This is a genomic window from Cohnella zeiphila, from assembly GCF_014212055.1.
Taxonomy (GTDB): domain Bacteria; phylum Bacillota; class Bacilli; order Paenibacillales; family Paenibacillaceae; genus Cohnella; species Cohnella zeiphila.
This window is the reverse complement of the sequence record NZ_JACJVO010000024.1, coordinates 23979-49393: the sequence shown is the minus strand read 5'-3', so window position 1 is coordinate 49393 and position 25415 is coordinate 23979. Positions and strand designations below refer to the sequence as shown.

Annotated in this window: 29 protein-coding genes and 2 riboswitches; of the genes, 27 read left to right on the top strand and 2 right to left on the bottom strand. The window is 61.2% G+C overall.

What is annotated here, in order from left to right; genetic code table 11:
- The first annotated feature begins 202 nt into the window (after positions 1 to 202).
- The 12 genes from H7C18_RS19040 to H7C18_RS18985 all read left to right on the top strand — a co-directional run bounded on the left by H7C18_RS19040 (position 203) and on the right by H7C18_RS18985 (position 10966).
- Positions 203 to 871, top strand: coding sequence for a stage II sporulation protein R (locus H7C18_RS19040; protein WP_185130678.1), 669 nt, complete (start codon positions 203 to 205; stop codon positions 869 to 871).
- A 65-nt stretch (positions 872 to 936) separates the two neighbouring features.
- On the top strand, positions 937 to 2010 hold the full coding sequence (locus tag H7C18_RS19035) for an L-threonylcarbamoyladenylate synthase (RefSeq protein ID WP_185130677.1): 1074 nt from the start codon (positions 937 to 939) through the stop codon (positions 2008 to 2010).
- Between the two features lie 406 nt (positions 2011 to 2416).
- A complete protein-coding gene (locus tag H7C18_RS19030; RefSeq protein ID WP_185130676.1) occupies positions 2417 to 2977 on the top strand; it encodes a manganese efflux pump MntP in 561 nt (186 codons plus the stop codon).
- A gap of 98 nt (positions 2978 to 3075) precedes the next feature.
- Positions 3076 to 3657 carry a low molecular weight protein arginine phosphatase gene (locus H7C18_RS19025; protein WP_185130675.1) on the top strand — a complete coding sequence of 194 codons (582 nt, stop codon included), beginning with the start codon at positions 3076 to 3078 and terminating at the stop codon, positions 3655 to 3657.
- 39 nt (positions 3658 to 3696) lie between these two features.
- A riboswitch (ZMP/ZTP riboswitch) is annotated at positions 3697 to 3778 on the top strand.
- A 101-nt stretch (positions 3779 to 3879) separates the two neighbouring features.
- Entirely contained in the window at positions 3880 to 4338 is a 459-nt protein-coding gene (gene rpiB / locus H7C18_RS19020; protein ID WP_185130674.1) for a ribose 5-phosphate isomerase B, read from the top strand.
- 39 nt (positions 4339 to 4377) lie between these two features.
- Positions 4378 to 4971: a TIGR01440 family protein gene (locus H7C18_RS19015; RefSeq protein WP_185130673.1), complete on the top strand. Its 594-nt coding sequence runs from the start codon at positions 4378 to 4380 to the stop codon at positions 4969 to 4971.
- 69 nt (positions 4972 to 5040) lie between these two features.
- A complete protein-coding gene (locus tag H7C18_RS19010) occupies positions 5041 to 6288 on the top strand; it encodes a serine hydroxymethyltransferase (protein WP_185130672.1) in 1248 nt (415 codons plus the stop codon).
- 657 nt (positions 6289 to 6945) lie between these two features.
- Positions 6946 to 7096: riboswitch (cyclic di-AMP (ydaO/yuaA leader) on the top strand.
- Positions 7097 to 7249: 153 nt separating this feature from the next.
- Complete coding sequence (locus H7C18_RS19005; RefSeq protein WP_185130671.1) at positions 7250 to 8194, top strand: hypothetical protein; 945 nt, start codon at positions 7250 to 7252, stop codon at positions 8192 to 8194.
- A 272-nt stretch (positions 8195 to 8466) separates the two neighbouring features.
- On the top strand, positions 8467 to 9132 hold the full coding sequence (locus H7C18_RS19000) for a PspA/IM30 family protein (RefSeq protein ID WP_185130670.1): 666 nt from the start codon (positions 8467 to 8469) through the stop codon (positions 9130 to 9132).
- Between the two features lie 116 nt (positions 9133 to 9248).
- On the top strand, positions 9249 to 9653 hold the full coding sequence (locus H7C18_RS18995) for a DUF350 domain-containing protein (RefSeq protein ID WP_185130669.1): 405 nt from the start codon (positions 9249 to 9251) through the stop codon (positions 9651 to 9653).
- Positions 9654 to 9677: 24 nt separating this feature from the next.
- Complete coding sequence (locus tag H7C18_RS18990; protein WP_185130668.1) at positions 9678 to 10193, top strand: DUF4178 domain-containing protein; 516 nt, start codon at positions 9678 to 9680, stop codon at positions 10191 to 10193.
- Positions 10190 to 10966, top strand: a complete 777-nt coding sequence (locus H7C18_RS18985; protein ID WP_238357807.1) for a DUF4247 domain-containing protein — start codon at positions 10190 to 10192, stop codon at positions 10964 to 10966. Before H7C18_RS18990 ends, H7C18_RS18985 begins: the two co-directional genes overlap by 4 nt.
- 74 nt (positions 10967 to 11040) lie before the next feature.
- Here H7C18_RS18985 and H7C18_RS18980 read toward each other — a convergent pair whose 3' ends face one another.
- Entirely contained in the window at positions 11041 to 11784 is a 744-nt protein-coding gene (locus tag H7C18_RS18980; protein WP_185130667.1) for a G1 family glutamic endopeptidase, read from the bottom strand.
- Between the two features lie 138 nt (positions 11785 to 11922).
- Positions 11923 to 12228 carry an LSm family protein gene (locus H7C18_RS18975; protein WP_185130666.1) on the bottom strand — a complete coding sequence of 102 codons (306 nt, stop codon included), beginning with the start codon at positions 12226 to 12228 and terminating at the stop codon, positions 11923 to 11925.
- A 239-nt stretch (positions 12229 to 12467) separates the two neighbouring features.
- Here H7C18_RS18975 and upp point away from each other — a divergent pair, with 239 nt between their 5' ends.
- The 15 genes from upp to H7C18_RS18900 all read left to right on the top strand — a co-directional run bounded on the left by upp (position 12468) and on the right by H7C18_RS18900 (position 25409).
- The gene (gene upp, locus H7C18_RS18970) at positions 12468 to 13094 is read left to right on the top strand and encodes a uracil phosphoribosyltransferase (protein ID WP_185130665.1); all 627 of its coding nucleotides are present in this window, start codon (positions 12468 to 12470) and stop codon (positions 13092 to 13094) included.
- A 44-nt stretch (positions 13095 to 13138) separates the two neighbouring features.
- Positions 13139 to 14278 (top strand): non-hydrolyzing UDP-N-acetylglucosamine 2-epimerase, encoded by a 1140-nt coding sequence (wecB, locus tag H7C18_RS18965; RefSeq protein WP_337913746.1) that lies wholly within the window; start codon positions 13139 to 13141, stop codon positions 14276 to 14278.
- Positions 14279 to 14628: 350 nt separating this feature from the next.
- Positions 14629 to 14880: an AtpZ/AtpI family protein gene (locus tag H7C18_RS18960; RefSeq protein WP_202887167.1), complete on the top strand. Its 252-nt coding sequence runs from the start codon at positions 14629 to 14631 to the stop codon at positions 14878 to 14880.
- Complete coding sequence (locus H7C18_RS18955; protein WP_185130664.1) at positions 14880 to 15290, top strand: ATP synthase subunit I; 411 nt, start codon at positions 14880 to 14882, stop codon at positions 15288 to 15290. The genes H7C18_RS18960 and H7C18_RS18955 overlap by 1 nt, the downstream gene beginning before the upstream one ends.
- A 1-nt stretch (position 15291) precedes the next feature.
- Positions 15292 to 16053, top strand: coding sequence for a F0F1 ATP synthase subunit A (gene atpB, locus H7C18_RS18950; protein WP_185130663.1), 762 nt, complete (start codon positions 15292 to 15294; stop codon positions 16051 to 16053).
- 39 nt (positions 16054 to 16092) lie between these two features.
- Positions 16093 to 16314 carry a F0F1 ATP synthase subunit C gene (gene atpE, locus H7C18_RS18945; protein WP_090116173.1) on the top strand — a complete coding sequence of 74 codons (222 nt, stop codon included), beginning with the start codon at positions 16093 to 16095 and terminating at the stop codon, positions 16312 to 16314.
- A 110-nt stretch (positions 16315 to 16424) separates the two neighbouring features.
- Positions 16425 to 16916 (top strand): F0F1 ATP synthase subunit B, encoded by a 492-nt coding sequence (gene atpF, locus H7C18_RS18940; protein WP_185130662.1) that lies wholly within the window; start codon positions 16425 to 16427, stop codon positions 16914 to 16916.
- The gene (locus H7C18_RS18935; RefSeq protein WP_185130661.1) at positions 16913 to 17461 is read left to right on the top strand and encodes a F0F1 ATP synthase subunit delta; all 549 of its coding nucleotides are present in this window, start codon (positions 16913 to 16915) and stop codon (positions 17459 to 17461) included. Before atpF ends, H7C18_RS18935 begins: the two co-directional genes overlap by 4 nt.
- A gap of 15 nt (positions 17462 to 17476) precedes the next feature.
- Positions 17477 to 18991 carry a F0F1 ATP synthase subunit alpha gene (gene atpA, locus H7C18_RS18930; protein WP_185130660.1) on the top strand — a complete coding sequence of 505 codons (1515 nt, stop codon included), beginning with the start codon at positions 17477 to 17479 and terminating at the stop codon, positions 18989 to 18991.
- An 82-nt stretch (positions 18992 to 19073) separates the two neighbouring features.
- Positions 19074 to 19946, top strand: a complete 873-nt coding sequence (gene atpG, locus H7C18_RS18925; RefSeq protein ID WP_185130659.1) for an ATP synthase F1 subunit gamma — start codon at positions 19074 to 19076, stop codon at positions 19944 to 19946.
- A 33-nt stretch (positions 19947 to 19979) separates the two neighbouring features.
- Complete coding sequence (gene atpD / locus H7C18_RS18920; RefSeq protein WP_185130658.1) at positions 19980 to 21386, top strand: F0F1 ATP synthase subunit beta; 1407 nt, start codon at positions 19980 to 19982, stop codon at positions 21384 to 21386.
- A 23-nt stretch (positions 21387 to 21409) separates the two neighbouring features.
- A complete protein-coding gene (locus tag H7C18_RS18915; RefSeq protein WP_185130657.1) occupies positions 21410 to 21808 on the top strand; it encodes a F0F1 ATP synthase subunit epsilon in 399 nt (132 codons plus the stop codon).
- 130 nt (positions 21809 to 21938) lie between these two features.
- Positions 21939 to 22949: a YpdA family putative bacillithiol disulfide reductase gene (locus H7C18_RS18910; RefSeq protein ID WP_185130656.1), complete on the top strand. Its 1011-nt coding sequence runs from the start codon at positions 21939 to 21941 to the stop codon at positions 22947 to 22949.
- An 85-nt stretch (positions 22950 to 23034) separates the two neighbouring features.
- Entirely contained in the window at positions 23035 to 23487 is a 453-nt protein-coding gene (locus H7C18_RS18905; RefSeq protein WP_202887165.1) for a Dps family protein, read from the top strand.
- A gap of 338 nt (positions 23488 to 23825) precedes the next feature.
- Entirely contained in the window at positions 23826 to 25409 is a 1584-nt protein-coding gene (locus H7C18_RS18900) for an NHL domain-containing protein (protein WP_185130655.1), read from the top strand.
- The last annotated feature ends 6 nt before the right edge of the window (positions 25410 to 25415 follow it).

The following is a 25415-nucleotide window of genomic DNA, read 5'->3' as shown; positions in this document are numbered from 1 at the left end:
CAGCCGCACGGGGAGCCTGGAGAAAATCTAGCAATCCGCCGAAATGGTAGGTTTATCGTTTTGCGAGGAGGACATACTAGGGCTAAGACGTTCCGGAACGCATCGAGCGGCGCCGACGGGCGCTCACGAGGAGCGAATCACGATGCGTGGTCTTGGCCCGGCAATCCTATTATTTTTTCTTCTTCTTATCGGCGGTACGACGTTGATCGCTCAGACCAATCCGGCCTATGCCGGCAATGATAGGGAACCTATTCCGGACGATGCGATCCGGATTCGAATTATCGCGCAGTCCGACAGCGCGGCAGACCAGGCGATCAAGCGCGGGGTGCGCGACCGCATGGCCGCGCTGATCGAGTCGTGGGGAAAGATGCCGACGACCGAGGACGAGGCGAAAGCTTTTCTCAAGGCTCGCCTTCCCGAAGTGAGGAAGGTCGCGGACGAAGCCCTGAAGGCGCAGAACGCGCCGTACGGAGCGTCGATCGATCTGGACGAAGTGCCGTTCCCGGCCAAAACGTTCCAAGGCAAAGCTTACCCGGCCGGCAAGTACGAAGCGCTGCGGATCACGCTCGGGAAGGGCGACGGCGCCAACTGGTGGTGCGTGCTGTTTCCGCCCCTATGCCTGACGGCGGCAACGGCGAAAGACGATGCGGACGAAGCCAAATCGGCCGATACCCATGTCGCAACCGCCAAGACGAACGCCAAATCCGGCTCGGTTCACGCGACGGAAGCGGTCGGGAAGGCGGACGCGCGGACGGTTGCGGCGATGGACGGGAAGACGGATGCCGCAGCCCCGGAGAAGCCGCACGCGGAGTTTTTCCTGATCGTGATTCTGAAAAAGCTGATCGCCTGGATCGCCTCGCTCTTCTCGTAAAAGCTGAAGGAGCCTGTGCTATAATAATAGTCAACTTCAGGATAACGTAAGGATGGACGGAGAACATGACGACTCATCAAACGATCTATTGGCCGCCGGAGCGGGAGAACGAGGGCGTGCGGGAAGCCGCCGCGCTCCTCGCCGCCGGCGGCGTTGTCGCGTTTCCGACCGAGACGGTGTACGGTCTCGGGGGAGACGCGCGGAACGAGGCGGCGGTGGAGCGGATTTTCGCGGCGAAGGGGCGGCCTTCGGACAACCCGCTGATCGTGCATGCGGCCTCCGCCGAAGAGGCGGAAGCGCTGGCGGCGGAGATCGGGCCGGCGGAACGGCGGCTGATGGACGCCTTCTGGCCCGGCCCGCTGACGCTGGTGCTGCCGGCGCGGCCGGGAGTGGTGTCCGCGCGCGTCACCGCGGGGCTCGATACGGTCGCGGTGCGCGTGCCCGGGCATGAGCTCGCCCGGCGGCTGATCGCCGCCGCCGGCTGCCCGATCGCCGCGCCGAGCGCGAACCGCTCCGGCCGGCCGAGCCCGACGCGGGCCGGCCACGTGCTCGAGGACCTGAACGGACGGATCGACGGCGTTCTGGACGGAGGACCGACCGGCGTCGGCGTGGAGTCGACGGTCGTGCGGATCGTGGACGGCGCGGCGCATGTGCTCCGCCCCGGCGGCGTCACTGCCGAGCAGCTGGAAGCCGCGCTCGGCGGCGAGGCGCACGTGGCGTCCCCGGCCCCGGATGCGGGGGACGCTGCCGCCGCGGACGCGGGCGCGCCGCGCTCGCCCGGCGTTAAGTACTCCCATTACGCCCCGAAGGGCGTCATGGTCGTCGTGGCGGGCGGCGACGCCGCCCGCGTCCGCGCGGCCGCCCAGGAGGCGGCCGACGCCCAGCGCTCGCGCGGCTTGCGCGTGGGCGTTCTCGCCTGCGACGAGAACGCCCCGGCTTACCGCGCGGACGCGGTGCTTCGGCTCGGGCCGCGGGCCGAGCCGGAACGGGCGGCGCAGGCGCTCTACGCCGCGCTGCGCGAATGCGACGAGCTCGGCGTCGGCTTTATCGTCGCCGAGGGTTATCCCGAGCGCGGCATCGGCGCCGCGCTCATGAACCGGATGCGCAAAGCCGCCGGCGGGCGCATCCATTACGTCTAGCGCTCCGGGCGCCAGGCCGCCCGCCCCGGCCGAGGCCTGCCGATCGGGCTTCCCGCCTATCGCAGGCCTGTCCGCTCACGACCTCATGCGGCTCTCCCGGAACGCAGCCGGCTCTTATGAGAGACGAAGTAGGCGATCGATCGTGTTCCTGAATGGCCTTACGGTCTTCCTATAGCCGCAGCCCATCCCCATGAAGCCATTCGCTCATGCGCTCGTTCGGCTGCCCCGACCTCGTCTCCCGCCGCCGCGAGATCCGCCCGTATCCGAGACCTCGGACAAGCACCGCGCACGGAACGGCGATTCCCCGAAGGACATGTTCCAAGGCCTGTTCGCATATGCTGGGGTATCGGCTTGTACGCCGGCCGATATTCGCCGCATTTCCGTCTGCAGGCAAGGGGGATTCGTCATGGAGGACTTCGCCGCCTCTTTGGGGCAATGGATTACGATTCTGATCATGGCCGTCGCGCTGGGCATGGACGCGTTCTCTCTGGGCGTCGGAATCGGACTGAAGGGCGTGCGCAGACTGGACATCCTGAAGCTGAGCTCGGTGATCGCGATTTTTCACGTGCTCATGCCGCTTGGGGGAATGGTGACCGGCCATTATGTCAGCGACCTGCTCGGGGGCGTGGCCACGTCGGCGGGAGGGGCGCTGCTCTTGCTGCTCGGCGGGCACATGGTGTACAGCTCGCTGCGCGGGGAAGCGGTGCAGTCGATCAACCACCGCACCTTATGGGGACTGCTGTTGTTCGCGCTGAGCGTAAGCGTGGACTCCTTTTCGGTCGGGGTGTCGCTCGGCATGTTCGCCTCCCACGTCATGGAAACCGTGCTGACGTTCGGATTTTTCGGAGGCGCGATGAGCGTGCTCGGGCTGATGCTGGGCAGAAGGATCAGCGGCAGGCTGGGCGGTTACGGGGAAGCGCTGGGCGGCGCTATTTTGTTTGCGTTCGGACTTCTTTTTCTGATATAACTAGGTAAATATAGCTCCTATGGTGCGAGACTCCGCGGCGATTCCCCTTTTGGCGGAGCTTCGGTATCCCACGAGATGAGCCGAAGGAGGCGGGCAAGTTGACGCGCATTCTGATCGTATGCACCGGCAACACCTGCCGAAGCCCGATGGCCGAAGCGATGCTGCGCAAGCTCGCGGGAGATAACGGCCTTCCGGTCGAAGTTCGTTCCGCGGGCGTATCCGCCATGAACGGGCTGCCGATCTCCCAACACGCGGCGGAGACGCTGCGCAAGCGCGGAGTGCCGCTGCCGGGCGCGTCCTCTTCGCTCACGTCCGCGGAAGCGGAGTGGGCCGACTGGATCCTGACCATGACGTCCGGGCACAAGCAGGCGGTTATCGAACGGTTCCCGGCCGCCGCGGGCAAGACGTACACGTTGAAGGAGTTCTCCTTAAACGGGGATCCGGCCATGGACGATATCGCCGAGATCGATCGGCTTTACGCGGAATGGCAGTTGAAGCGATCGCTCGGACAGAGGCTGTCGGAAGCGGATCTGGAACGGTTGCGCGAGCTTCAGCTGAAGCTGCCGGATTTCGATATCGCCGACCCTTACGGCGGGCCGCCGGAGCTGTACGAGCGTTGTGCCGACGAGATCTTCGAGGCGCTCGGGCGGGCGCTCGGCAGACTGCAAAAACCCGATTGATTTTTGCCGATTCCTTCGGTATGATGAGGATACAAGTTGCAGTTCCGATGTAACTGGCGACACAGGTGGACTTAACCACGGTGGAGCATCGGAATATCGGCCGGTCGCCTGGGCAAAGAGCAGCGTGCGTTTCTTCGCGCGCTTGCTCTTTTTTCGTCTTTTTTCGCAGGTTCAAGGTATAATATGGTGGACTGCAAGACAAGCCAAGGGAGGACATCAAGCATGAAAATCGCCATCGGAGCCGACCACGCGGGTTACCGTCTGAAGGATACGATCGTACCGTTCCTGCAGGCGCAGGGTCACGAGATTATCGATGTCGGCTGCAATTGCGCGGATTCCGTCGACTATCCCGATTACGCCGTGCCGGTATGCGACAAGGTGGTAAGCGGCGAAGCGGAGCGCGGCATCCTGATCTGCGGAACGGGCATCGGCATGTCCATCGCCGCCAACAAGACGCCGGGCATTCGCTGCGCCCTCGTGCACGACCTGTTCTCGGCCAAAGCGACCCGCGAGCATAACGACACGAACGTTCTCGCCATGGGCGAGCGCGTCATCGGCCCCGGCGTCGCCGAGGAGATCGTCCGCGTCTGGCTGGAGACTCCGTTCTCCCAAGGGCTGCGGCATCAAGGCCGGATCGACAAGGTCAAGGCGCTGGAATCGCAATATTCCCTTCATCCGTAACATTTTCGAACTCGCTGGCGAGGCCGGGAGGAGACGGGCATGACTACTGATCCGAAGGAGAAGGAACTTTCGATCGCGGAGCAGGTCGAGAGGTCGCTGACCGAGCTGGCGGAGGCCGGCGGGCTGCGTCCGGGGCGCATCGTGGCGATCGGCTGCAGCACGAGCGAAGTGCAGGGCCGCCGCATCGGCACGTCCGGCGCCGAATCGGTCGCCGAGCAGATCTATGAAGGCGTCGCCCGCGTTCGCGGCAAGATCGGCTTCGAGGTCGTCTGGCAGTGCTGCGAGCATTTGAACCGCGCGCTGGTCGCTCCCCGCGAGCTGGCGGAAGCGAGAGGCTGGGAGATCGTGTCGGCCGTCCCCGTTCGCCGGGCCGGAGGTTCCATGGCCGCTCTCGCTTACCGCAAGCTGTCCGATCCGTGCCTCGTCGAGTCCGTCCGGGCCGACGCGGGGCTCGACATCGGCGAGACGCTGATCGGCATGCACCTGCGCCCGGTCGCGGTGCCCGTACGCCCTTCCGTTCCTTGGATCGGGGAAGCGCGGCTTACGATGGCCTTCTCCCGTCCGAAGCTGATCGGCGGCGAACGCGCGGTATATGCGCTGCCGGACTCGCCGGATGCCGGAACCTGCGACTGAACGCCGAAGCTTCGAAAATTTTTCGCGTGTTTTTTGGCATGATCCCATACCCCGAGGAGGACCCCGAACATGGAACAATTGCGCAAGCAGGATCCCGAGATCGTCAAAGCTCTCAACCAGGAACTAACCCGCCAACGCGACAACCTGGAGCTGATCGCTTCCGAAAATATCGTCAGCGAAGCCGTTCTTCAAACGATGGGCACGGTTCTGACGAACAAGTACGCGGAAGGCTACCCGGGCAAACGGTACTATGGCGGCTGCGAATACGTGGACATTCCGGAAGAGATCGCCCGGAATCGCGCGAAGGAGCTGTTCGGCGCCGAGCACGCGAACGTTCAGCCCCATTCCGGCGCACAGGCGAACCTGGCCGTCTACCTGGCCGCCCTTAAGCCGGGCGACACCGTGCTCGGCATGAATCTGGCGCACGGCGGCCACTTGACCCACGGCAGCCCGGTCAACGCGTCCGGCCTGCTCTATAACTTCGTCGCTTACGGCGTGAACGAGCAGACGTTCACGATCGACTACGACGAGGTCCGCAAAGCGGCCTTCAAGCATCGCCCCCGCATGATCGTCGCCGGCGCGAGCGCCTATCCGCGCATCATCGACTTCGAAGCGCTGGGCCGGATCGCAAGCGACGTCGGCGCGTTGCTGATGGTCGACATGGCGCATATCGCCGGCCTCGTCGCGGGCGGCCAGCATCCGAGCCCGGTGCCGCACGCGCACTTCGTCACAACGACGACGCACAAGACGCTGCGCGGTCCGCGCGGCGGCATGATCCTGTGCCGGAAGCCGTGGGCTGCGGCGATCGACAAAGCGGTGTTCCCGGGCACGCAGGGCGGCCCGCTCATGCATATCATCGCGGCCAAGGCGGTCGCTCTCGGAGAGGCGCTGCAGCCGTCGTTCCGCGACTACGCCAAGAACGTCGTCGCCAACGCGAAGACGCTGGCCGACACGCTGCTGGCCGAAGGCCTCAACCTCGTCTCCGGCGGCACCGACAACCACCTGATGCTGGTTGACACCCGCAATCTGAACATTACCGGCAAGGACGCCGAGCACGTGCTCGATTCCGTCGGCATCACGGTCAACAAGAACGCGATTCCGTTCGACCCGACGAGCCCGTTCGTCACGAGCGGCATCCGGATCGGCACGCCGGCCGTCACGTCCCGCGGCATGGACGAGGAAGCGATGAAGACGATCGGCAAGGTGATCGCGCTCACGCTCAAGAATCCGCAAGACGGCGCGAAGCTGGAGCAAGCCCGCGGCATGGTTCGCGACTTGTCGGCGCAATACCCGCTGTATCCGGGATTGGAATATTGATTCGTTCCGGCCGTCCGGCCGGGAGGGGAGAGCCGCCTTCGGGCGGCTCTTGGCGTTTCTCTCGGGTTTGAGCCGGGATAGTGCGCGCGGCGACCTTCTCCGACTGGGCGGCCAGAAGTTTCCCCGCGCCGCCTCTCTGTGCCGGTGCGGCAGTTCGGTCGCCTAACGAATCCCAGAGACGTTATTCGCTCGAATTCAGCGGTTTGCAAAATGTAACGAAACGGAGAGATCTTATTTCGCACGCGATCGCCTTCTTTAAGATCATCCGAGATAAATAAGGCCGCTCAGATTCGTTAAAACGAAAATCCTTGCTTTTGCTGCCCGATAAGATCACACGGTTTCGTTAGATCGCGAAGGGGGAGTGGAGGGGGCGGGAACGCGACGCAATTGCGTGGGCGCCAGCGGTGCATGGCCGAAGGGCGGGACCGAGGCGCATTTGCGGGGCGCCAGCGGTGCATGGCCGAAGGGCGGGATCGCGATGCAATTGCGTGGGCGCAACGGTGCATGGCCGAAGGGCGGGACCGACGGGCGCATCGCCGGAGCCATTCCCGCAGCGATCGTTCTATCATCGCCGCAATATGGCCGAACCGATAGAGAGGCCGAGCGCGCCGAAAATTAGGCGGTTTTCGTTTGACGGTTTCAAAGGGTAAGGAGTATAATAGTACTACGCTTAATTCCCGGTGCCGATCGGGAAGCGGGGGAACCAATCATTGGGGCGAATTGCGGCGGCCGAGCGATCGGATGCGGCATAGGGTACCATCTGACCCGAGCCCGACAGCTAACCTCGTCAGCAGTGGATGGGTCAATTTCTTTCATTTATTCGCGAACATTTGACCCTTTGTGCAAGGGTCATTTTCTGTTTATTGACCCCTCGCTGGCAAGCGTATTTCGTTCCTGGGCGTCGGGGGCCCTATCGTCCTCTCCTCTCTCGGGAACCAACACCGGACAAGGAGGAATGAAGATGTCGCTGCCGCACGATTTTTGCGAGTCCGAATCCGCCGTCGACGCTCAAGCCCCTGTCGTGAACATGATCGGCCCGATGGCCTCGGCCGAGACCGTTCCCCAAGCCGCTGCCGGTTATTTGCATGTCGATCGTTCCACGCTGATTCTTCCGGCCTACGACGAGGCCGGCATATCTTCCTCGTTGCGGTATGTGGCCGATCACGAAGATATCAGCCACGTCCTGATTGACGGTCCGGACAGCCTGAGCCTGTCGGCGGCTTGCCTGCGTTCGATCGTGGAAGGGCTCGCGGAGCTGGACCACGTCCGGATGATCCGGTTCACCTCCCGGGTGCCGGCCGTGCAGCCGGAGAGAATAGTCCGGAACCGGGAATTGCTCGACCTGATCGCCGAATATTCCGGTTCGGAGAGAAGCATCTACGTCATGATGCGGTTCCATCATCCGGACGAAGTGAACGAGGCGGCGATCGAGGCGTTCCGGGCGCTGAGCGAAGCCGGAGCCGGCCTGCTGGCGGAAGTGCCGTTCCTGCCGGACCCCGCGGCGAACGCGGATACGATCGCGGAGCTGCTGAGCGGGCTGACCCAGGCAGGCGTCATTCCCTATCAATTCGTATTGGATGCAGGAGGTCAGGGGGCGATCACGCTGGAACGGGCATACCGGCTGGCGGAAGCGGCCAAATCCCGCGTATCCGGACCTGCGAGAAGGGCTCGGCTGACGATGAAGCACGAAACCGGCTTTTTCGAGATCCTGGCGATCGAGAACGGCAAAGCGTATATGAAAAGCCACCGTTCGCGCCATGATGCCAACGGCCGGTTCATGATCAAGGAATGCCCGCCCGGCGCGAAGTCGTTCGAAGATCTGGCCGGCGGACCGCTGTCCGAACGCACCGGCAAGACGCCGAGCAGCGCCACGTATCTCAAAGTTCCGTACGAGATTCCGGACTGATGCGATCGATAAGAGCGAGGCCCCGTTACCGGGGCCTCGCGATTTTTTTGCCTCGGCAAGATTAGGCGGTTGCGGCCCGAAATCGCAATTGAATTTTCCTAATCGTACCAACTATAATGAGAAGGGGCTTCGCGTCCCGGGTGGCAATTCGTAGGAAACGCAACCATTTTCCAACGGTCGAAAAAATGCGCGGCGAATGAAACCCGCACTCGATCCGTCCGTATGAAGAAGATATAAGACGGGGAAACCACCCCAAGGGAGGATACGTGAATATGTCTATTTTCAAACGCTTGCGCGACCTGACGCTGTCCAATGTGTACGCTCTGATCGAGAAAGCCGAAGATCCGGTCAAGATGACCGATCAATACCTTCGGGACATGCAGGACGACCTGGAGGATGCGGAGAAGGCGGTCGCCGCGCAAATCGCGCTGGAGAAGAAGTTCAAGCAGCTTTACGAAGAACAGGCGGCGCTCGTGCAGAAGCGCGACGAACAAGCGAACACGGCGGCGCAAGCCAAGAATATCGATCTGGCCCGCCGCGCGCTGGAAGAGAAGAAAGCCGCCGAGCAGAAGGCGGGCGAGTACAAAGCGAGCTACGACCAGAACAAGGCGGCGGCCGACCGGCTGCGCGAGAAGCTCGATGAGATGCGCAAGCAATTCGTCGATCTGAAGAACCGCCGGGAGACGCTGGTGGCGCGCGCGAACGCAGCCAAGGCTCAAGCGGAGATCAACAAGGCGATGACGGGCTTCGGATCCGATACGGCGCTGTCGGGGCTCAAGCGGATGGAAGAGAAAGTGCTCCAGATGGAAGCCCACGCCGAAGCGACGGAAGAACTCAGCGATTCCAAGGGCAAGTCGCTCGACGAGGAATTCGCCGCACTGGGGAAAGATAAAGCGGTCGAAGACGAATTGGCCGCGCTGATGAAGAAGTACGAATGATGGTGAAGCAAGAAGGGTAACCCCTGCGGGGGTTCCTTCTTTTTTCCTCCGCGCATGCGGCCGGGCAGACGGGACCGCGACAAGAGCCGGAGAGTCGGAGAGGAGAGACGGTCCTTTTGACGCTGAACGAAATACTGGGAACGCTACTATGGACGGCTGCGAGCGCGGTTCTGCTGTTCGTCCTGATGACCATCGACGCCTTGTTCACGAAATACCGCGATCTGGCCGAGATGAAGAACGGCAACACGGCGGTCATCGTCCGCTTCGTGATGAAGCTGGGAGCCCAAGGCTATATCCTGTCGAGGTCGATCGTGACATCCGACAATCTGGGCGAGGCGCTGATCGTATCGTTCGTGTCGTTCGTCATTCTGTTCGTGCTGGAATGGCTCGTGGAAGCCGTGCTGCGCGGACTGGCGGATCTTCGCCTGGAAGAAGGCGTCAAGAACGGGATCGTCGGCTATGGCTTGATCGCCGGAACGCTCCATCTCGTGGGCGCGCTCATTATCGGCGCTTGTCTGTAGAATCGGGCGGAAGGAGGATCGGACATGGGCTTGTTTCGACGCGCTAAAAATTTGTTTCAATCGCCGGAGCCGCTGAAGGCCGACCGGAGCCCGCTGACGATGGGGCCGGGAGACGTCTGCGAAGTTTCGCTGGTCACGTACCAGGTGGCCGGAAGGACGAAGCCGTTAAACCGGAACGCCGTCTGGTTGACGCTTCGCGACGGGGCGGACGTTCGCTATCTGTCCGTCGAAGAGCGGGCGCAGGCGACTTACGGGCTGTATTCCGCCATCGACGGGCGGCTCGATTCCGTTGACGAGGTGCCGACGGAGATCGAGCTGGACGGCGTTCTTTATTATTTGGATGAACAATACTCCACCCGGATTGCCGATGCGGGCCATACGCCGTTCACGGCATCGGGCGGGGAAGTGTACATTTGGCAGTACCAGTCGGACGGACGCAAGCTGCTGCGGGTCGAATGGCAGGACGGGCGCTTCATGCTTTACGAAGGAGAGTCGGTGCTGCCGGCTGACGTTCAGTGGCTGCGGGGGACTGCGGAATGAGCCCACGAATGCGCAAGTGGGCGACCCGTCTTCACCTGACGGTCATTCTGGCTCTGGTCGTCACGCTGTTGTCGGCTTGCGGCAGCGTGAACGTCTCGGAGACGTACCCGCTCGAGTCGGTGAACAAGACCGGCGGCGAGACTTCCTACGTCTACCGGGCGGCCGGCGAGACCGTTCAGGAGGTCGCCAAGGAACTGGCCGACCAGAAAAAGCCGGATCAGATATCCAAGGAAGATCCGGACCACATGTTCCTGGTCTATTCCGATCAGATCATTCATGTCCAGAAAGACGGGCAGAAGCCGGAAGATACGCTCGTCGAGGTGGACAGCAAGGAATACGTCCGGCAGAACTACAGCCCTTCCTTCCTCGAAGGCTACTTGCTGGCCAGCTTGATCGGCAGTCTGTTCGACTCGTCCCGCGCCGGAAGCTACGGAGATTACCGGGGCTACGGAAGCCTGAATCAAAGTCCGCCGAAGACGGGGACTTATCACGCGCCGACGGCGAGCGATACCAAGGCGGCTCCTCCGATCACGGTCCAGAAAAAAGGCTCGATCTTCAAACGAAGCAATTCGGGAGACGACGGAGGCGCCGGCTCCGGAGGCCTGTTCGGCAAGAAGAAAAGCACGTCGTCGGGGACAAGCGGCTCGATTACCCGCAATGACGGGAGCGGCTCCGGCAGCTCGAAATCGTCTTCCGGCTGGTTGAAGCCCCGCAAATCCACCGTCCCCCGAACGAAAGTCGGCGGCTTCGGCCGTATCTCGCGACGACGATGAAGCCTTCACGTTTGGAAAGACCCGAATTCCGACGCGGTTGTCCGCGGGGAACCGGGTCTTTTTTTGAAGCGCGGCTAACGGGGACGGGGATTCAGAATCGGTTTGCCGACATACGCGTAGGAGGGAGAGTGGGTCGTCTGCGTTCCTTTGACGACAAAAGCGTCGCCCTCGCCGTTTGGACGGGTAGGGATGGAGATCACGCGGTTGTCGCGAACCATCACGCCCCGCTCGCCGAGAGTCAGACGAGGGTTTCTGCCGTTAACCCGGCAGCGGGAGAACGGAACGGGAGACAGGCTTGCGAGCCGGGACAATGACGTTCCGACCTGCGGCGCTTCCACGACCCATTCGGCTGAACTCTGCGGCCCGTTGTAACGTCGAATGGTACGGAAGGTCCAATTGCGGGTCCGGTTGCGAAGAACGATCGACCAGCGGGACCGGCTGATCCGGGCGATAACGGCTTGAATACGGTCTCCGGGATGAACCGGCAGCCGAATGAGGGTCGCCGCGGCGGGAAGGATCTCCCACCAGGCGTAATAGTATGCTTTGCCGTTCACATAGTCGTGCCCGGTTCCCGTCTGGATCAAGCTGCTGTTGTTGAAGCCGTCGATTCCGATCCATGCGGAGGAGTAAGACGGGCTGGAGCTTGGCCGGACGAAAGGCACGGTCCAGCATGCGGAGACGCGGCGGAATGCGCCTTTCGCTCCGGAGAGAGCGTAGCCGCTCCAGTTGGACGAGGTCCATCCGTAGCTGCTGGCCTGGACTCGGTCCGACCCGGCCGTTAGACGGGGACGATGGTTCGGAATACGTGCGTTCGACATGGTCTGCTCACCGCCTGATTCGATTTTTCATGATTATTGAATGCGGCGGAGAGGGACGAGGCATGGGTAATCTGTCAAAAAAAAACGCCCGGCCTGGGCCGGGAGAGGAAATCTTGCGCCGGAAGTCCGGTTCCGTTGTCAGATCAGCAGCGTGATCACCAACAGCTCGTAAAGGACGAGAGTCAGGATGGCGTTGGAAGCGGATGGGCCGAAAAACCGGAAATCGCTCGGCGTCGGCCGGACCATCAGATGAATATGGCCGCCGTCGGAGCCGACGAGTACGCCTTCGTACGTATGGCCGTCGATCGTCTGAACCCGCACCGCGCGGTTCATGTGCTTGCTGCACAAGCTATTGAGCTGGCTTCGGGCTTGCTTGACCTGATCGACCCAACCGCTCTCTGCTTTATAGAGGACGGAGCTGTCCCTGGTCGTGCTCGCGCTCATGGGCATACCTCCCTATTGATCTTCGATAAGCTATGCGAATGCCCGGCAACGGGTGAATCGTTCGAAGCAATTCCTTATCGGGACCGGCATTTTTTTGAAAAAAAGGGGAGCGCGGGGGATGAGTTTCAGTTATAATCGGATAGGCTAAAACGGACAATAACTTTTTTGCCGCGGCGGAAGGGGCGGGGATGATCGGCCAAACGCCGACCGGACCCTCGACATAGGAAGGAGAGGAAGGAATGGGACGTTTTATCGTGTGCGATCACCCGCTGATCCAGCACAAAATGACCTTTCTGCGCGATAAGAATACGGATACCAAGCAGTTCCGCGAACTGGTAGACGAGCTGGCGACGATGATGGCGTACGAGGTGACGAAGGACATTCCGCTGGAGAAGATCCGCGTTCAGACGCCGGTCGCGGAGGCGGAAGGCTTCGTCGTCGGCCGAATGCTCGGTCTGGTGCCGATCCTGCGCGCCGGGCTCGGCATGGTGGACGGCATGCTGAAGCTGCTTCCTTCGGCCAAGGTCGGCCACATCGGAATGTACCGCGACCCGGAGACGCTTCAGCCGGTAGAGTATTATTTCAGCTTGCCTTCCGACGTGACCGAGCGGGAACTGATCGTGCTCGATCCGATGCTCGCGACAGGCGGTTCCGCCAACGCGGCGATCGCCTCGCTGAAGGCCAGGAGCTGCCGTCCGACGAAGCTCGTCTGCCTGATCGCCGCGCCCGAAGGCGTCAAGGCGGTGCAGGAGGCGCACCCGGACATCGACATTTACGTCGCCGCGCTGGACCGGCACCTGAACGGCCATGGATACATCGTTCCGGGACTGGGCGATGCCGGCGACCGTCTTTACGGCACGAAATAAAAGAGTTCGGCGGACAAGACCGGACAGGTAAGGAGAGAACCGACGTGAGCGCAATTAAAGTGATGAGCATCTTCGGCGTGCGCCCGGAAGCGATCAAGATGGCGCCGCTTGTCCTGGAACTGCAGAAATACCCGGGGCAGATCGAATCGATCGTCTGCGTGACCGCGCAGCATCGGCAGATGCTGGACCAGGTGCTGGAAGTATTCCGCATCCGGCCCGATTACGATCTGGACGTCATGCAGGCGCAGCAATCGTTGAACGAGGTTACGGTCCGCGTGCTGCAAGGGCTGGAGCCGGTTCTGAAAGAAGCGAAGCCCGATCTGGTGCTCGTTCACGGGGACACGCTGACGACATTCCTGGCCAGCTACGCTTCCTTCCTGCAGCAGGTTCAAGTCGGCCACGTGGAAGCGGGGCTGCGGACGTGGAACAAGCTGTCGCCGTATCCCGAAGAGATGAACCGGCAGCTGACCGGCGTTCTCGCCGACCTGCATTTCGCTCCGACCGATTGGTCGGCGGGCAATCTTCGCAAGGAGAACAAGCCGGAGGATAGAATCTACGTTACCGGCAATACGGTGACGGACGTGTTCCAGTACACGGTAAAGCCGGACTTCGCCCATCCCGTGCTCGACTGGGCGAAAGGCAAGCGGATGATCCTGATGACCGCTCACCGCCGCGAAGCGCTCGGCGAGCCCCATCGCCGCATCTTCCAAGCCGTTCGCCGGCTGGCGGATGAGTTCGAAGACATCGCGATCGTCTATCCGGTGCATCCCAACCCGGCGGTCAAGGGTCCGGCGGAAGAAATTCTCGGCGGGCACCCGCGCATTCGGCTGATCGATCCGCTGGACGTGGTCGAGCTTCACAACTTCTATCCCCATGCCCGCCTGATTTTGACCGACTCGGGCGGGCTGCAGGAAGAAGCGCCGTCGTTCGGCGTGCCGGTGCTCGTTCTCCGCGATACGACCGAACGGCCGGAAGGCATCGAGGCGGGGACGCTGGAGCTGGTCGGAACCGACGAAGATCGGGTTTACGGACGGGCCAAAGCGCTCCTGACCGATTCCGCTCTGTACGAGAGGATGAGCCAGGCGGCCAATCCGTACGGCGACGGTCAGGCCTCCAAGCGGATCGCCGAAGCGATCCTGCACCATTTCGGCCGGGGAGAGCGTCCGAAGCCGTTCTCGAGATAACGGAAGCGCCTTGCCGCAAGCTCCGGTCGACAGCGCTCGGAACCGCTCGATTTCCGGGCGCGAAGACGTCGGCCGGGTATGTGCGAAGAGCTGATTGGGGACGCTTGGAGGAGTTGGCAGATTATTTTGTGACGACGGCATACAGCATACAGTGAAACTGTACGGTTGGGAATCCTTGCAAATCGCGTAGTGGCGCGATTTTTCCGTATGCCGTTCACATAAAGTTTGAAATTGGACGAATTGACAAAGCAAGTGCCCCAACGATACAATATAACGGGAACCTTAGGAAGAAAGGGCTTACTTTAACGCCTTTTCTTCACTCCGAAAGACGTCGAAGGAGCGGATGCCAATTGCCAGATTCCCGACGTCAGCCGCCGATCCCCCCGGATGAGAATCCGTGGCGGGCCGCCGGACTGGTCACCGCGATCGGGATCGAACTCGCCGTTTGCGTCGGACTGGGCTGGTGGGTTGGTGCGGCTATGGATCGCGACAACGGGACGTCGTACTGGTACCTGGTCGGCTTGGTCGTCGGCTTGGTGGCCGGGATCGGCTCGGCCGTCGCCCTGATTCGGAAGTTCGCAGGAGAAAGGCGTAAGCAGTAATGGATGAATTGCCCGCTCTGCTCAGAAGAGTTTCCAGAATCGCTTTCTTTTTTTTGTCCGCGGGTTGTCTGGGGTGGGCGATTCGGCCCGATCTCCAGAATGTATTCGGAGGGTTTATGATCGGCGTAATCGGCGGTCTGGCGATCTCCTGGCACTTGGCCTGGAAGCTCGCGAGGCTCGGCGATACCATCATCTCGGGACGCAAACCGCGCTCGGGGCTGGGATTTTTGACCCGGGCTTGCATCGGCCTTCTGGCCGGAGTCGTCTCGGTGCGAACGCTTCATTTCGATCTGGCGTCCACCGCGGCCGGTTTAATTGCGTCGCCGTTGGCAACACTCCTATTGGGTATTCTCTCCAGAAGGCGCCGATCCGGCAGCCATCCCACCGATGAAAGGGGTGAGAAGCACTAGCATGGAACATTTGGCGCCAATCGTCAAGTTCGGCGGCGGAGTCAACCTGGATTTTGCCGCTATCATCATGATCGTCGTGACAAGTCTCGTCGCGTTTATTTTGGCGCGCTTGTCCGTCCGCAACCTGTCGGTCGAGAACCCCGGCAAGCTGCAGAATTTCATGGAATGGGTCGTCGAGTTCGTCAGCAACGTCATCGGCATGGCAACCGATTTCAAGCGAGGACGGGTTTACTTGACTCTCGGCCTGACTTTGATTCTCTATATTTTTATAGGGAACATGCTCGGCCTGCCGTTTAACTTTATTACCGAAGCCCACCACGGACACGCGACGTTCCTCGGAATGGAGCTGTTCATGGACGGCAAGGACGAAGCGGAATTCGCCTGGTGGAAGTCTCCTACGGCTGACGCCTCGATGACGATGGCACTGGCCCTCACCGTCATCGTGATCTCCCACATTCAGGGGGTTCGGCATAACCGCAAGCATTATCTCAAGCACTACTTCGAACCGTGGCCTTTCTTCTTGCCGATCAATATCATCGAGACGTTGTCCAAACCGCTTACGCTCGGCCTGCGGCTTTTCGGCAACATCTATGCCGGCGAAGTTATGATCGGGGTTATTCTCGGCATGGGCTGGGTCGGAATTCCGGCACTGCTCTTATGGCAAGGCTTCAGCGTGTTCGTAGGCGCAATTCAAGCGTTCGTCTTTACAATGCTGACGATGGTCTATATCGGCCAGGCCAGCATTCATGAAGAGAATCACTAACTCTATAGAACGACCCCAAATCGAGGAGGATTTTAACAAATGGAAATTTATGCACTGCTTGCAGCGGCAATCGTATTCGGTCTTGGCGCACTCGGCGCCGGCATTGGTAACGGTCTGATCTTCAGCAAGACGGTAGAAGGCATCTCCCGCCAGCCGGAACTGCGCGGCGCGCTCCAAACGACGGCGTTCATCGGCGTCGGCCTGGTCGAAGCGCTGCCGATCATCTCGCTCGTCCTCGCCTTCATCTTCATGGCGAAATAAGAATCGAATCGATAACGGTAGGCGCGGAGGCCTTCTGCCTCCACGCCTTCCTTATGAAATCGGCGTTTGGGATTTATCTACGCAGTATGGCGAAAGGAGCGTGACTCTCGGTGGGAGGTCTCTTTAACTGGACCAGCTTTGTCATTCAAATCATCGCTTTCGGGATCTTGTACTTGCTGCTCTCGAAGTTTGCGTTCAAACCGCTGTTCGGCATCATGGAGAAGCGCCGTCAGATGGTCAAAGACCAGATGGACAGCGCCGAGAAGAACCGCGCGGACGCGGCTCAGTTCCTGGAAGATCAGAAGCAGGCGCTTCAGCAAGCCCGCAAGGAAGCGCACGATATTATCGAGCTCGCCAAGTCGACCGGCTCGAAGCAGGCTGACGAGATCGTAACCGCGGCCCGCAATGAGGCCGTTCGCCTCAAAGATGAGGCGCTGCGCGACATCGAAGCCGAGAAGAACAAGGCGATTGCCTCCCTGAAGGCGCAAGTCAGCGGGTTGTCCGTGCTGATCGCTTCCAAGATCATCGAGAAGCAGATCGACGAGCAGACGCAATCGCAATTGGTCGACCAATACCTCCAAGAGGTAGGGAAGAAGTCATGAGCCGCAGCAGTGTAGTCGCGAAGCGTTACGCGAAGGCGCTCTTCGAATTGGCCCGTGAACAAGGCAAAGTCTCCGAGACGGAAGAGCAGCTCCAATCGATCGTAACCGCGATCGGTCAGCTTCCGGAGTTCCGCGCTTTTCTGTCGGCACCGAACATTCAGCCGAATGCGAAGGTTGAAGCGGTCAACAAGGCGTTCGCGGGAGCGATGCTGCCGTTCGTGCTTCATACGGTCGGTTTGCTGATCGAGCGCGGGCGTCAGGGAGAACTGGACGCGGTGCTGGAAGCTTATCTGCAAGTTGCGGGCGAAGCGCTCGGCCGCGCCGATGCGCAAGTCACTTCCGCGAAGCCGCTTGCGGCGGGCGAGAAGGAACGGCTGGCAGCAAAGTTCAGCGAATTGCTTGGCAAAACGGTCCGAGTGCACGATACGGTCGATTCTTCCTTGCTTGGAGGACTGACGGTCCGCATCGGAGATACGTTGTACGACGGCAGCCTCCGCGGCAAGTTGGAACGGATGGACAAAGCGCTGCAAACGTCGGCAAATTAGACAGGGGTGAACGAATTGAGTATCCGGCCTGAAGAAATCAGCACTTTGATCAAGAAACAGATCGAACAATATCAATCCGATATTCAAGTCGTGGACGTCGGTACGGTCATCCAAGTCGGTGACGGTATTGCGCGCGTGCACGGACTCGAGAAATGTATGGCGGGCGAGCTGCTCGAGTTCGCCGACGGCACCGTGGGCATGGCCCTGAACCTCGAAGAGGACAACGTCGGCGTCGTCATCATGGGTCCGTACCTGGGCATCCGCGAAGGCGACCAAGTGAAGCGCACCGGGCGCATTATGGAAGTTCCGGTCGGCGATGAAATGCTCGGCCGCGTCGTCAACGCGCTGGGTCAGCCGATCGACGGCAACGGTCCGATCAACACGACGAAGTTCCGTCCGATCGAATCGCCGGCTCCGGGCGTTATGGCCCGTAAATCGGTTTTCGAACCGATGCAGACCGGCATCAAGGCGATCGACTCGATGATTCCGATCGGCCGCGGCCAACGGGAGCTCATCATCGGCGACCGCCAGACGGGCAAGACGACGATCGCGATCGACACGATCGTCAACCAGAAGGGCAACGGCGTCATCTGTATTTACGTCGCCATCGGCCAGAAGCAATCGACGGTTCGTACCGTCGTCGAATCGCTGCGCCGCCAAGGCGCCTTGGACTACACGATCGTCGTCTCGGCGAGCGCGTCCGAGCCGTCCCCGCTGCTCTACATCGCGCCTTACACCGGTTGCGCGATGGGCGAGTACTTCATGTACAACGGCAAGCACGTTCTGATCATCTATGACGACCTGTCCAAGCAAGCGGCCGCTTACCGCGAGCTCTCCTTGCTGCTCCGCCGCCCTCCGGGCCGCGAAGCGTATCCGGGCGACGTCTTCTATCTGCATTCCCGTCTGCTCGAGCGCGCCGCGAAGCTGAACGACGAACTCGGCGGCGGATCGCTGACCGCGCTTCCGTTCATCGAGACGCAAGCGGGCGACGTATCGGCATATATCCCGACCAACGTCATCTCCATCACGGACGGCCAGATCTTCCTGGAGTCCGACCTGTTCTACTCCGGCCAGCGTCCGGCGGTAAACGTCGGGATCTCGGTCTCCCGGGTCGGCAGCTCGGCTCAGATCAAGGCCATGAAGAAGGTCGCGGGCACGCTCAAGACCGACCTGGCCCAGTACCGCGAGCTGGCGGCGTTCGCCGCGTTCGGCTCCGACCTCGACAAGGTAACGCAATCCCGTCTCGACCGCGGGATTCGCACGCTCGAAATCTTGAAGCAAGGCATCAACGTTCCGATGCCGGTCGAGCGTCAAGTCGTGTCTCTGTTCATCGTAACGAGAGGCCATACCGACGACGTGCCGGTTCAGGACGTCCGCCGCTTCGAAGACGAATTCCTGGCCTACCTGGATGCGAACAAGCCGGAAGTGTTCGCTTCCATTCGCGATACGAAAGACCTGACCTCCGACAACGAGAAAGCCCTTGTCGAAGCGATCGGCACCTTCAAGAGGGGCTTCGCCACGACGGCCTAAGCTCATCTTACAACGTCCGAATAAGCTGGCGCCGGGAGCTGTCCGACCGTTCGGGCAGCCCGGCGATAAGGTGGTGACATGAATGGCTAAAGGAATGCGCGAGATCAAGCGCCAAATCAAGAGCACGCAGAATACGAAGCAGATCACGAAGGCGATGGAGATGGTCTCGGCCGCGAAGCTCAAGCGCGCCCAATCGGCGGCGCTGGCCAGCCGTCCCTACTCCGACAAGCTGCGGGAAGTCGTATCCAGCATTGCGACGGGAGGCGGAAGCGTCAGCCATCCGATGCTGCAAAGCCGAGAGATCAAGCGGACCGCTTACCTGGTCATCTCCTCGGACCGCGGGCTCGCCGGAGGCCTCAACACCAACTTGCTCAAGAAGCTGGTGGAGACGATCCGTTCGAAGCACAAGTCCGCGGACGAATTCGCTTTGTTCGTCATCGGCCGCAAAGGCCGCGATTATCTCAAGCGCCGGAACTTCGCCATCCGTCAGGAAGAGGTCGGCGTTCCGGACTCTCCGAAGTTCGCCGACATCAAGTCCATCGCTTCCAATGCGGTGCAAGGGTTTGAGACCGGCGAGTTCGACGAGCTGTACGTCGTCTATAACAAATTCGTCAACGCGATCTCGCAAATCCCGACGATCGGCCGGATGCTCCCTCTGGATGCGTCCCAGTTCTCCGGCGACAAGTCCGGCCCTTCGGCTCAGTACGAGTACGAGCCGTCGGCGGAGGAAGTGCTGAACGTTCTGCTGCCGAAGTATGCCGAGACGCTCGTGTACAGCGCGCTGCTGGACAACAAGGCGAGCGAGTTCGGTTCGCGGATGACCGCGATGGGCAACGCGACGAAGAACGCGACGAAGATGATTTCTCAATTGACCCTAAATTACAACCGTGCGCGCCAAGCGGCCATTACGCAAGAGATTGCGGAGATCGTCGGCGGCGCGAACGCGCTGAGCTAACGGATTCCAATCGAAGTTTCAGGAGGGACACGAATGAGCAAGGGGCGCATTGTCCAGGTAACGGGTCCTGTCGTCGACATCGAGTTCGACCAAGGGCACCTTCCGGACATTTACAACGCGATCAAGATTCAGCAATCCGGTGAGCGCGAGATCAACTTGACGGTTGAAGTCGCGCAGCACCTCGGCGATAACCTGGTTCGCGCCGTCGCCATGTCGTCGACGGACGGTCTGGTTCGCGGCATGGAAGCCGTCGACACCGGCAGGCCGATCTCGGTGCCGGTCGGTCCGGCGACGCTGGGCCGCGTTTTCAACGTGCTCGGCGATCCGATCGACGGCAACGGCGACGCAGACCGCACGAATACCAATCCGATTCACCGCAAGGCTCCGGAATTCGAAGCCCTGTCCACTTCCCAAGAGATGCTGGAGACGGGCATCAAGGTCATCGACCTGATCGCTCCTTACGCCAAGGGCGGTAAAGTCGGCCTGTTCGGCGGCGCCGGCGTCGGCAAGACGGTAACGATGCAGGAGCTGATCCACAACATCGCGCAGGAGCACGGCGGGATCTCGGTCTTCGCCGGCGTAGGCGAACGGACGCGCGAAGGGAACGACCTGTATCACGAAATGAGCGATTCCGGCGTTATCTCGAAGACCGCGATGGTCTTCGGCCAGATGAACGAACCGCCGGGCGCGCGTCTGCGCGTCGCGCTGACCGGCCTGACGATGGCCGAGTACTTCCGCGACGAGGAAGGCCGCGACGTTCTGCTCTTTATCGACAACATCTTCCGCTTCACCCAAGCGGGTTCGGAAGTATCCGCGCTGCTCGGCCGCATGCCGTCCGCGGTCGGTTACCAGCCGACGCTCGCAACGGAGATGGGCCAGCTGCAAGAGCGGATCACGTCCACGAAGAAAGGATCCGTAACCTCGATCCAAGCGATCTACGTACCGGCCGACGACTACACCGACCCGGCTCCGGCAACGGCGTTCGCGCACTTGGACTCGACGACGAACCTGGAGCGGAACATTGCCGCCATGGGTATTTTCCCGGCGGTCGACCCGCTCGCGTCTTCTTCCCGGATTCTCGCTCCGGAAATCCTGGGCGAAGAGCACTATAACGTCGCTCAAGGCGTCAAGAAGCTGCTGCAGCGCTACAAGGAACTGCTGGACATCATCGCCATCCTCGGGATGGACGAATTGTCCGAGGACGACAAGCTGGTCGTTCTTCGCGCCCGCCGCGTGCAACTGTTCCTGAGCCAGCCGCTGCACGTCGCGGAAGCGTTCAACGGCATTCCGGGCGTGTACGTGCCGGTTAAGGATACGGTTCGCAGCTTCAAGGAAATTTTGGATGGCAAGCACGACGATCTTCCGGAGCCGGCGTTCCACAACGTCGGTACGATCGAAGAAGCCGTCGAGAAGGCGAAAAAGCTCGCACAAGGGCTCTAATCCGCCGCTAAGGAGGAATACCCATGAGCACCTTACGGTTGGAGATCGTCACCCCGGAGCGGAAAGTTTACGAGCAAGACGTCAACATGGTCGTCGTACACGGCGTTGGCGGACAGCTCGGGATTCTGCCGCATCACGTGCCGCTGGTCACGCCGCTGAAGATTGCGCCGGTCAAAGCCAAGAAGGACAACTCGGAAGAGTTCATCGCCGTTCACGGCGGCTTCATGGAAGTGCGCAAGGACAAAGTGGTCATTCTGGCGGAGACGGCGGAGCTCGGGGCGGACATCGACGTCGCCCGCGCTCAGCAAGCCAAGGATCGCGCCGAGCATCGGCTGTCCAGCAAGCAGGACGAGATCGACCACAAGCGGGCCGAACTTGCGTTGCAGCGCGCCGTGACTCGTATCCAGACGTCCGGTCGTTGATATCCATCACCCGAATCGCCGAGAAGCGTTCGCCCCTCCAAGGGGCCGCTTCCCGGCGATTTTTGCCGTTCATCTGCCCGTTGGAGCATAAGGCGGCACGGGGGTCACTCGAAAGGCGGTGTTTAGCAACATGGAAAAGGAACAAGTCGTCGTGGTCGGAGCCGGCCCGTGCGGTTTGTCGGCTGCGGCCGAGCTTCAGGACCAGGGCTTCGATCCGCTCATCATCGAAAAGGAAAACGTCGCTTACTCGATCTCTCAATACCCGGTTCACATGCTTTTTTTCAGCAGCGCTGAAAATCTGGAGATCGCCGGCATCCCGTTCGTGACGCCGAACGACAAACCCTCTCGGCTGGAGGCGCTGAACTATTATCGGATCGTATCGGAACGGAGACAGCTTCGCATTCGCCGCTTTGAGAAAGTGACGTCGGTCGAGCGAACCGAAGACGGCGCATTTCGCGTCTCCTCGGTCAATCGGGCGGGCGAGACGCTGACAACGACGGCCGGCGCGGTCGTAGTGGCGACAGGCTATTTCGACCATCCGAATCGCATCGGCATCCCGGGCGAAGAGCTGCCGCACGTCAGCCATTTCTTTCGAGAGGCGCATCCCTACGCCGGCACGAAGGTGGTCATCATCGGCGGCAGCAACTCGGCGGTCGATGCCGCCCTGGAGCTCGTGCACGTAGGCGCTCGGGTGACGATCGTTTACCGCGGGGAGTCGGTGTCGGACAACGTGAAGCCGTGGGTTCGTCCGCTCCTGCTGTCGAGCGTGTCCAAGGGAAGAATCGACCTGCTTACCCGCTCGAGAGTGGTCGAGATCGAATACGGCCGGGTAATCGTTCGGTCAGAGGAGCAGGAGCCGGCGGGCGAGCCGATCTTACGGACGGTGGAAGCGGACTTTGTTCTGGCGCTTACCGGCTTTCGGCCGGATCGCGGCTTCTTGCGGGCGATGGGCGTCGAAGCGCCGGACGGGGAGATTCCGCCGACGCACGATCCCGAGACGATGGAGACGAACGTGCCCGGGCTCTACTTGGCCGGCGTCGTCTCGACCGGCCGGGACGCCAACGAGATTTTCATCGAGAGCGGACGCTATCACGGAACGAAGATTGCCGCCCATCTGGCGGCAAGCCGGAACGGCGCCTGAACATCGAAGCCATGGAAGATTTGGTTTAAACGACGGCTCCCGCGGGTACATTATTCTGGAACAAGCACTCGGGGAGGAATCGACCATGCACAAAATCATCGATAAAATGAACGTCCATCTGGCCGACTGGAACATTCTGTACACGAAGCTGCACCACTACCATTGGTACGTGACCGGGCCGCATTTTCTGGCGCTTCACGCCAAGTTCGAGGAGCTCTACGAGTTCGCCGCCGACTCGATGGATGCCGTAGCCGAGCGGATTCTCGCCATCGGCGGAGAGCCGGTCTCTTCGCTGAAGCAGTATCTCGACTTGACCATGCTGACCGAAGCTGGGAAGGAATCCAGAGACACGGAAATGCTCGAAGCCGTGATCGACGATTTCCGGAAGCTGGCCGCGGACCAGAAGGGGACGGCCAAGCTCGCGGACGAAGCCGGCGATGCCGTTACGTCGGATTTCCTGAACGCCTTGGTCGAGAGGCTGCAGAAGGAAATCTGGATGCTGACGGCCACGGCTAAAGGCTTGCCGGTTCGAGCCTGATCCCCGAACGTCCCAAAGCGCCGCTGCTTCTCCTAGGGAGAAGGGCGGCGCTTTTTTGCAATATAAGAATGAATAAGTTCCCCGGGGTCCCCGCAAAGTACCTGAGTAAGCTTCGAAGCCAAGCCCCACTTTGTGGGGTTATCTTGCGTTCTTTTGAAGGCTCCTACTTGCAGGCGACAAGGCCAATTTCCTATCTCAAGTCTGCGAAAATCCAACAAATTCCGCATGAATTCTAGTATAATCGGGAGTAGCTTGGGTATTTTTGCATATTTGCGCCAATCGCAGCGATTTCTCGCGCGTTTTTCTATTTTTAAGAGATGATAGAGGAGTGAACCGGGATGAGAAATTGGGCGAAAAGAGGGACCGCCGGTCTGGCGGCGATCGTGCTGGCGGCCCCGCTGGCGGCACAGGCCGCTTCCGCTGCGGATACGGGGTGGACGAGCGCTCGCGGCCTGTACGAGATTCGTACTTGGACGGGACAAGCGAAGTGGGGGAGCGACAACGGTTCGGCGGCCGAGGCGACGCTGTTTCATCCGTATTCGTTGGCTTCTCTGCCGGACGGCAGCGTGCTCGTGTCGGAGCGGGGGAACCACCTGCTGCGGAAGCTGACGGCGTCCGCGGTGTCTTCCTTCGCCGGGCTGCCGGTCGGCGACGACGATTCGGGGTTGCCGCTTGGAGCGTATCACGACGGCGCGGCGGCCGAGGCGGCATTTAACGAGCCGGGCGGCATTGCGGCCGACGCGAAAGGCAACGTCTATGTGGCCGATACAGGCAACAATGCCGTGAGGAAGATCGGGGCGGACGGCCAAGCGACGACTCTGGCCGGCAACGGCGAGATCGGGAGCGCGGACGGCAAAGGCAAGGATGCGCGATTCAATGCTCCTTCGGATGTCGCCGTTGACAGCGTGGGCAATGTTTATGTGGCGGACACGCTGAACAACGCGATTCGCAAAATTTCGGCCGACGGCGAAGTGACGACGCTCACGGCATCTTCGGACCGCGCCGTACAGTATCAGCCGGGCGCGGCGGAATCGTCGGGCGATTACGCGGACGGTCCGATCGCGCAGGCGAAGTTCAATGAGCCGAGCGCGCTGGCGTTGGACGGCAAGGGCAATCTGTACGTCAGCGACCGGGGCAACCAACGCATTCGCTATATCGATTTCGCGGCGGGCACGGTTACGACCGTGGCGGGGAGCGCGCCGGCGTATGCCGACGACGCCCTCTACGCCGAAGGCGGCTATGCGGACGGAGAAGCGCTGTCCGCCCGTTTCGACGCGCCGGAAGGGCTGGCGCTGGCGCCGGACGGCACGCTCGTGATCGCGGACAGCCTGAACCATGCGATCCGGCTGCTCAAGGATGGCCGAGTGACGACGCTGGCCGGCGTGGCGACGGAATACGGGACGAACGACGGCGTCACGTACGCGGCGCATTTCAACCGCCCGACGGATGTGGCGGTGCTGCCGGACGGCCGGATCGCGATCGCGGACGAAGACGGCAACAAGGTGCGGGTGCTGGAGAAGTATGCGAAGCCGGAGGGGCTTGCGGATGACGGGACCGTCCATACGATTCTGGACGGCAAGCTGGTCAAGACGGACGTTCCCGCCTACCAGACGAACGGCGCTACGCTTCTGCCGCTCCGCAGCGTCGGCGAGGCGCTCGGCTATGACGTATCCTACGACGAAAAAACGAAAAGCGGCAAGCTGACGCTGGGCGGCGTCGTCTATTCGATCGAAGCCGGACGTAAGGGAGTGACGCAGACCGCGAACGGCCGATCGGCCGAGCTCGTCCTGAACGGGGCGCCGGTCGTAAGAGACAAGCGTCTGTTCGTTCCGGTCCGCTTCTTCGCGGACGAAGCGAGCCTGGATATTCAATGGGACGCCGCGGCTTCCGCGGTCGTCCTCCGTCATAAAATTTTCTCGTAAGCCCGA

Bases quoted from the DNA above. Each gene is read 5' to 3' on its own strand.
- atpE (WP_090116173.1), top strand. From the start codon at position 16,093: ATGGAAATTTATGCACTGCTTGCAGCGGCAATCGTATTCGGTCTTGGC.
- H7C18_RS19015 (WP_185130673.1), top strand. From the start codon at position 4,378: ATGACTACTGATCCGAAGGAGAAGGAACTTTCGATCGCGGAGCAGGTC.
- atpB (WP_185130663.1), top strand. From the start codon at position 15,292: ATGGAACATTTGGCGCCAATCGTCAAGTTCGGCGGCGGAGTCAACCTG.
- upp (WP_185130665.1), top strand. From the start codon at position 12,468: ATGGGACGTTTTATCGTGTGCGATCACCCGCTGATCCAGCACAAAATG.
- rpiB (WP_185130674.1), top strand. From the start codon at position 3,880: ATGAAAATCGCCATCGGAGCCGACCACGCGGGTTACCGTCTGAAGGAT.
- H7C18_RS18905 (WP_202887165.1), top strand. From the start codon at position 23,035: ATGCACAAAATCATCGATAAAATGAACGTCCATCTGGCCGACTGGAAC.
- H7C18_RS19010 (WP_185130672.1), top strand. From the start codon at position 5,041: ATGGAACAATTGCGCAAGCAGGATCCCGAGATCGTCAAAGCTCTCAAC.
- H7C18_RS19035 (WP_185130677.1), top strand. From the start codon at position 937: ATGACGACTCATCAAACGATCTATTGGCCGCCGGAGCGGGAGAACGAG.
- H7C18_RS19005 (WP_185130671.1), top strand. From the start codon at position 7,250: ATGTCGCTGCCGCACGATTTTTGCGAGTCCGAATCCGCCGTCGACGCT.
- H7C18_RS18910 (WP_185130656.1), top strand. From the start codon at position 21,939: ATGGAAAAGGAACAAGTCGTCGTGGTCGGAGCCGGCCCGTGCGGTTTG.
- atpD (WP_185130658.1), top strand. From the start codon at position 19,980: ATGAGCAAGGGGCGCATTGTCCAGGTAACGGGTCCTGTCGTCGACATC.
- H7C18_RS19030 (WP_185130676.1), top strand. From the start codon at position 2,417: ATGGAGGACTTCGCCGCCTCTTTGGGGCAATGGATTACGATTCTGATC.
- atpG (WP_185130659.1), top strand. From the start codon at position 19,074: ATGGCTAAAGGAATGCGCGAGATCAAGCGCCAAATCAAGAGCACGCAG.
- H7C18_RS19000 (WP_185130670.1), top strand. From the start codon at position 8,467: ATGTCTATTTTCAAACGCTTGCGCGACCTGACGCTGTCCAATGTGTAC.
- H7C18_RS18955 (WP_185130664.1), top strand. From the start codon at position 14,880: ATGGATGAATTGCCCGCTCTGCTCAGAAGAGTTTCCAGAATCGCTTTC.
- H7C18_RS18935 (WP_185130661.1), top strand. From the start codon at position 16,913: ATGAGCCGCAGCAGTGTAGTCGCGAAGCGTTACGCGAAGGCGCTCTTC.
- H7C18_RS18915 (WP_185130657.1), top strand. From the start codon at position 21,410: ATGAGCACCTTACGGTTGGAGATCGTCACCCCGGAGCGGAAAGTTTAC.
- H7C18_RS18990 (WP_185130668.1), top strand. From the start codon at position 9,678: ATGGGCTTGTTTCGACGCGCTAAAAATTTGTTTCAATCGCCGGAGCCG.
- H7C18_RS18985 (WP_238357807.1), top strand. From the start codon at position 10,190: ATGAGCCCACGAATGCGCAAGTGGGCGACCCGTCTTCACCTGACGGTC.
- H7C18_RS18900 (WP_185130655.1), top strand. From the start codon at position 23,826: ATGAGAAATTGGGCGAAAAGAGGGACCGCCGGTCTGGCGGCGATCGTG.
- H7C18_RS18975 (WP_185130666.1), bottom strand. From the start codon at position 12,228: ATGAGCGCGAGCACGACCAGGGACAGCTCCGTCCTCTATAAAGCAGAG.
- H7C18_RS18980 (WP_185130667.1), bottom strand. From the start codon at position 11,784: ATGTCGAACGCACGTATTCCGAACCATCGTCCCCGTCTAACGGCCGGG.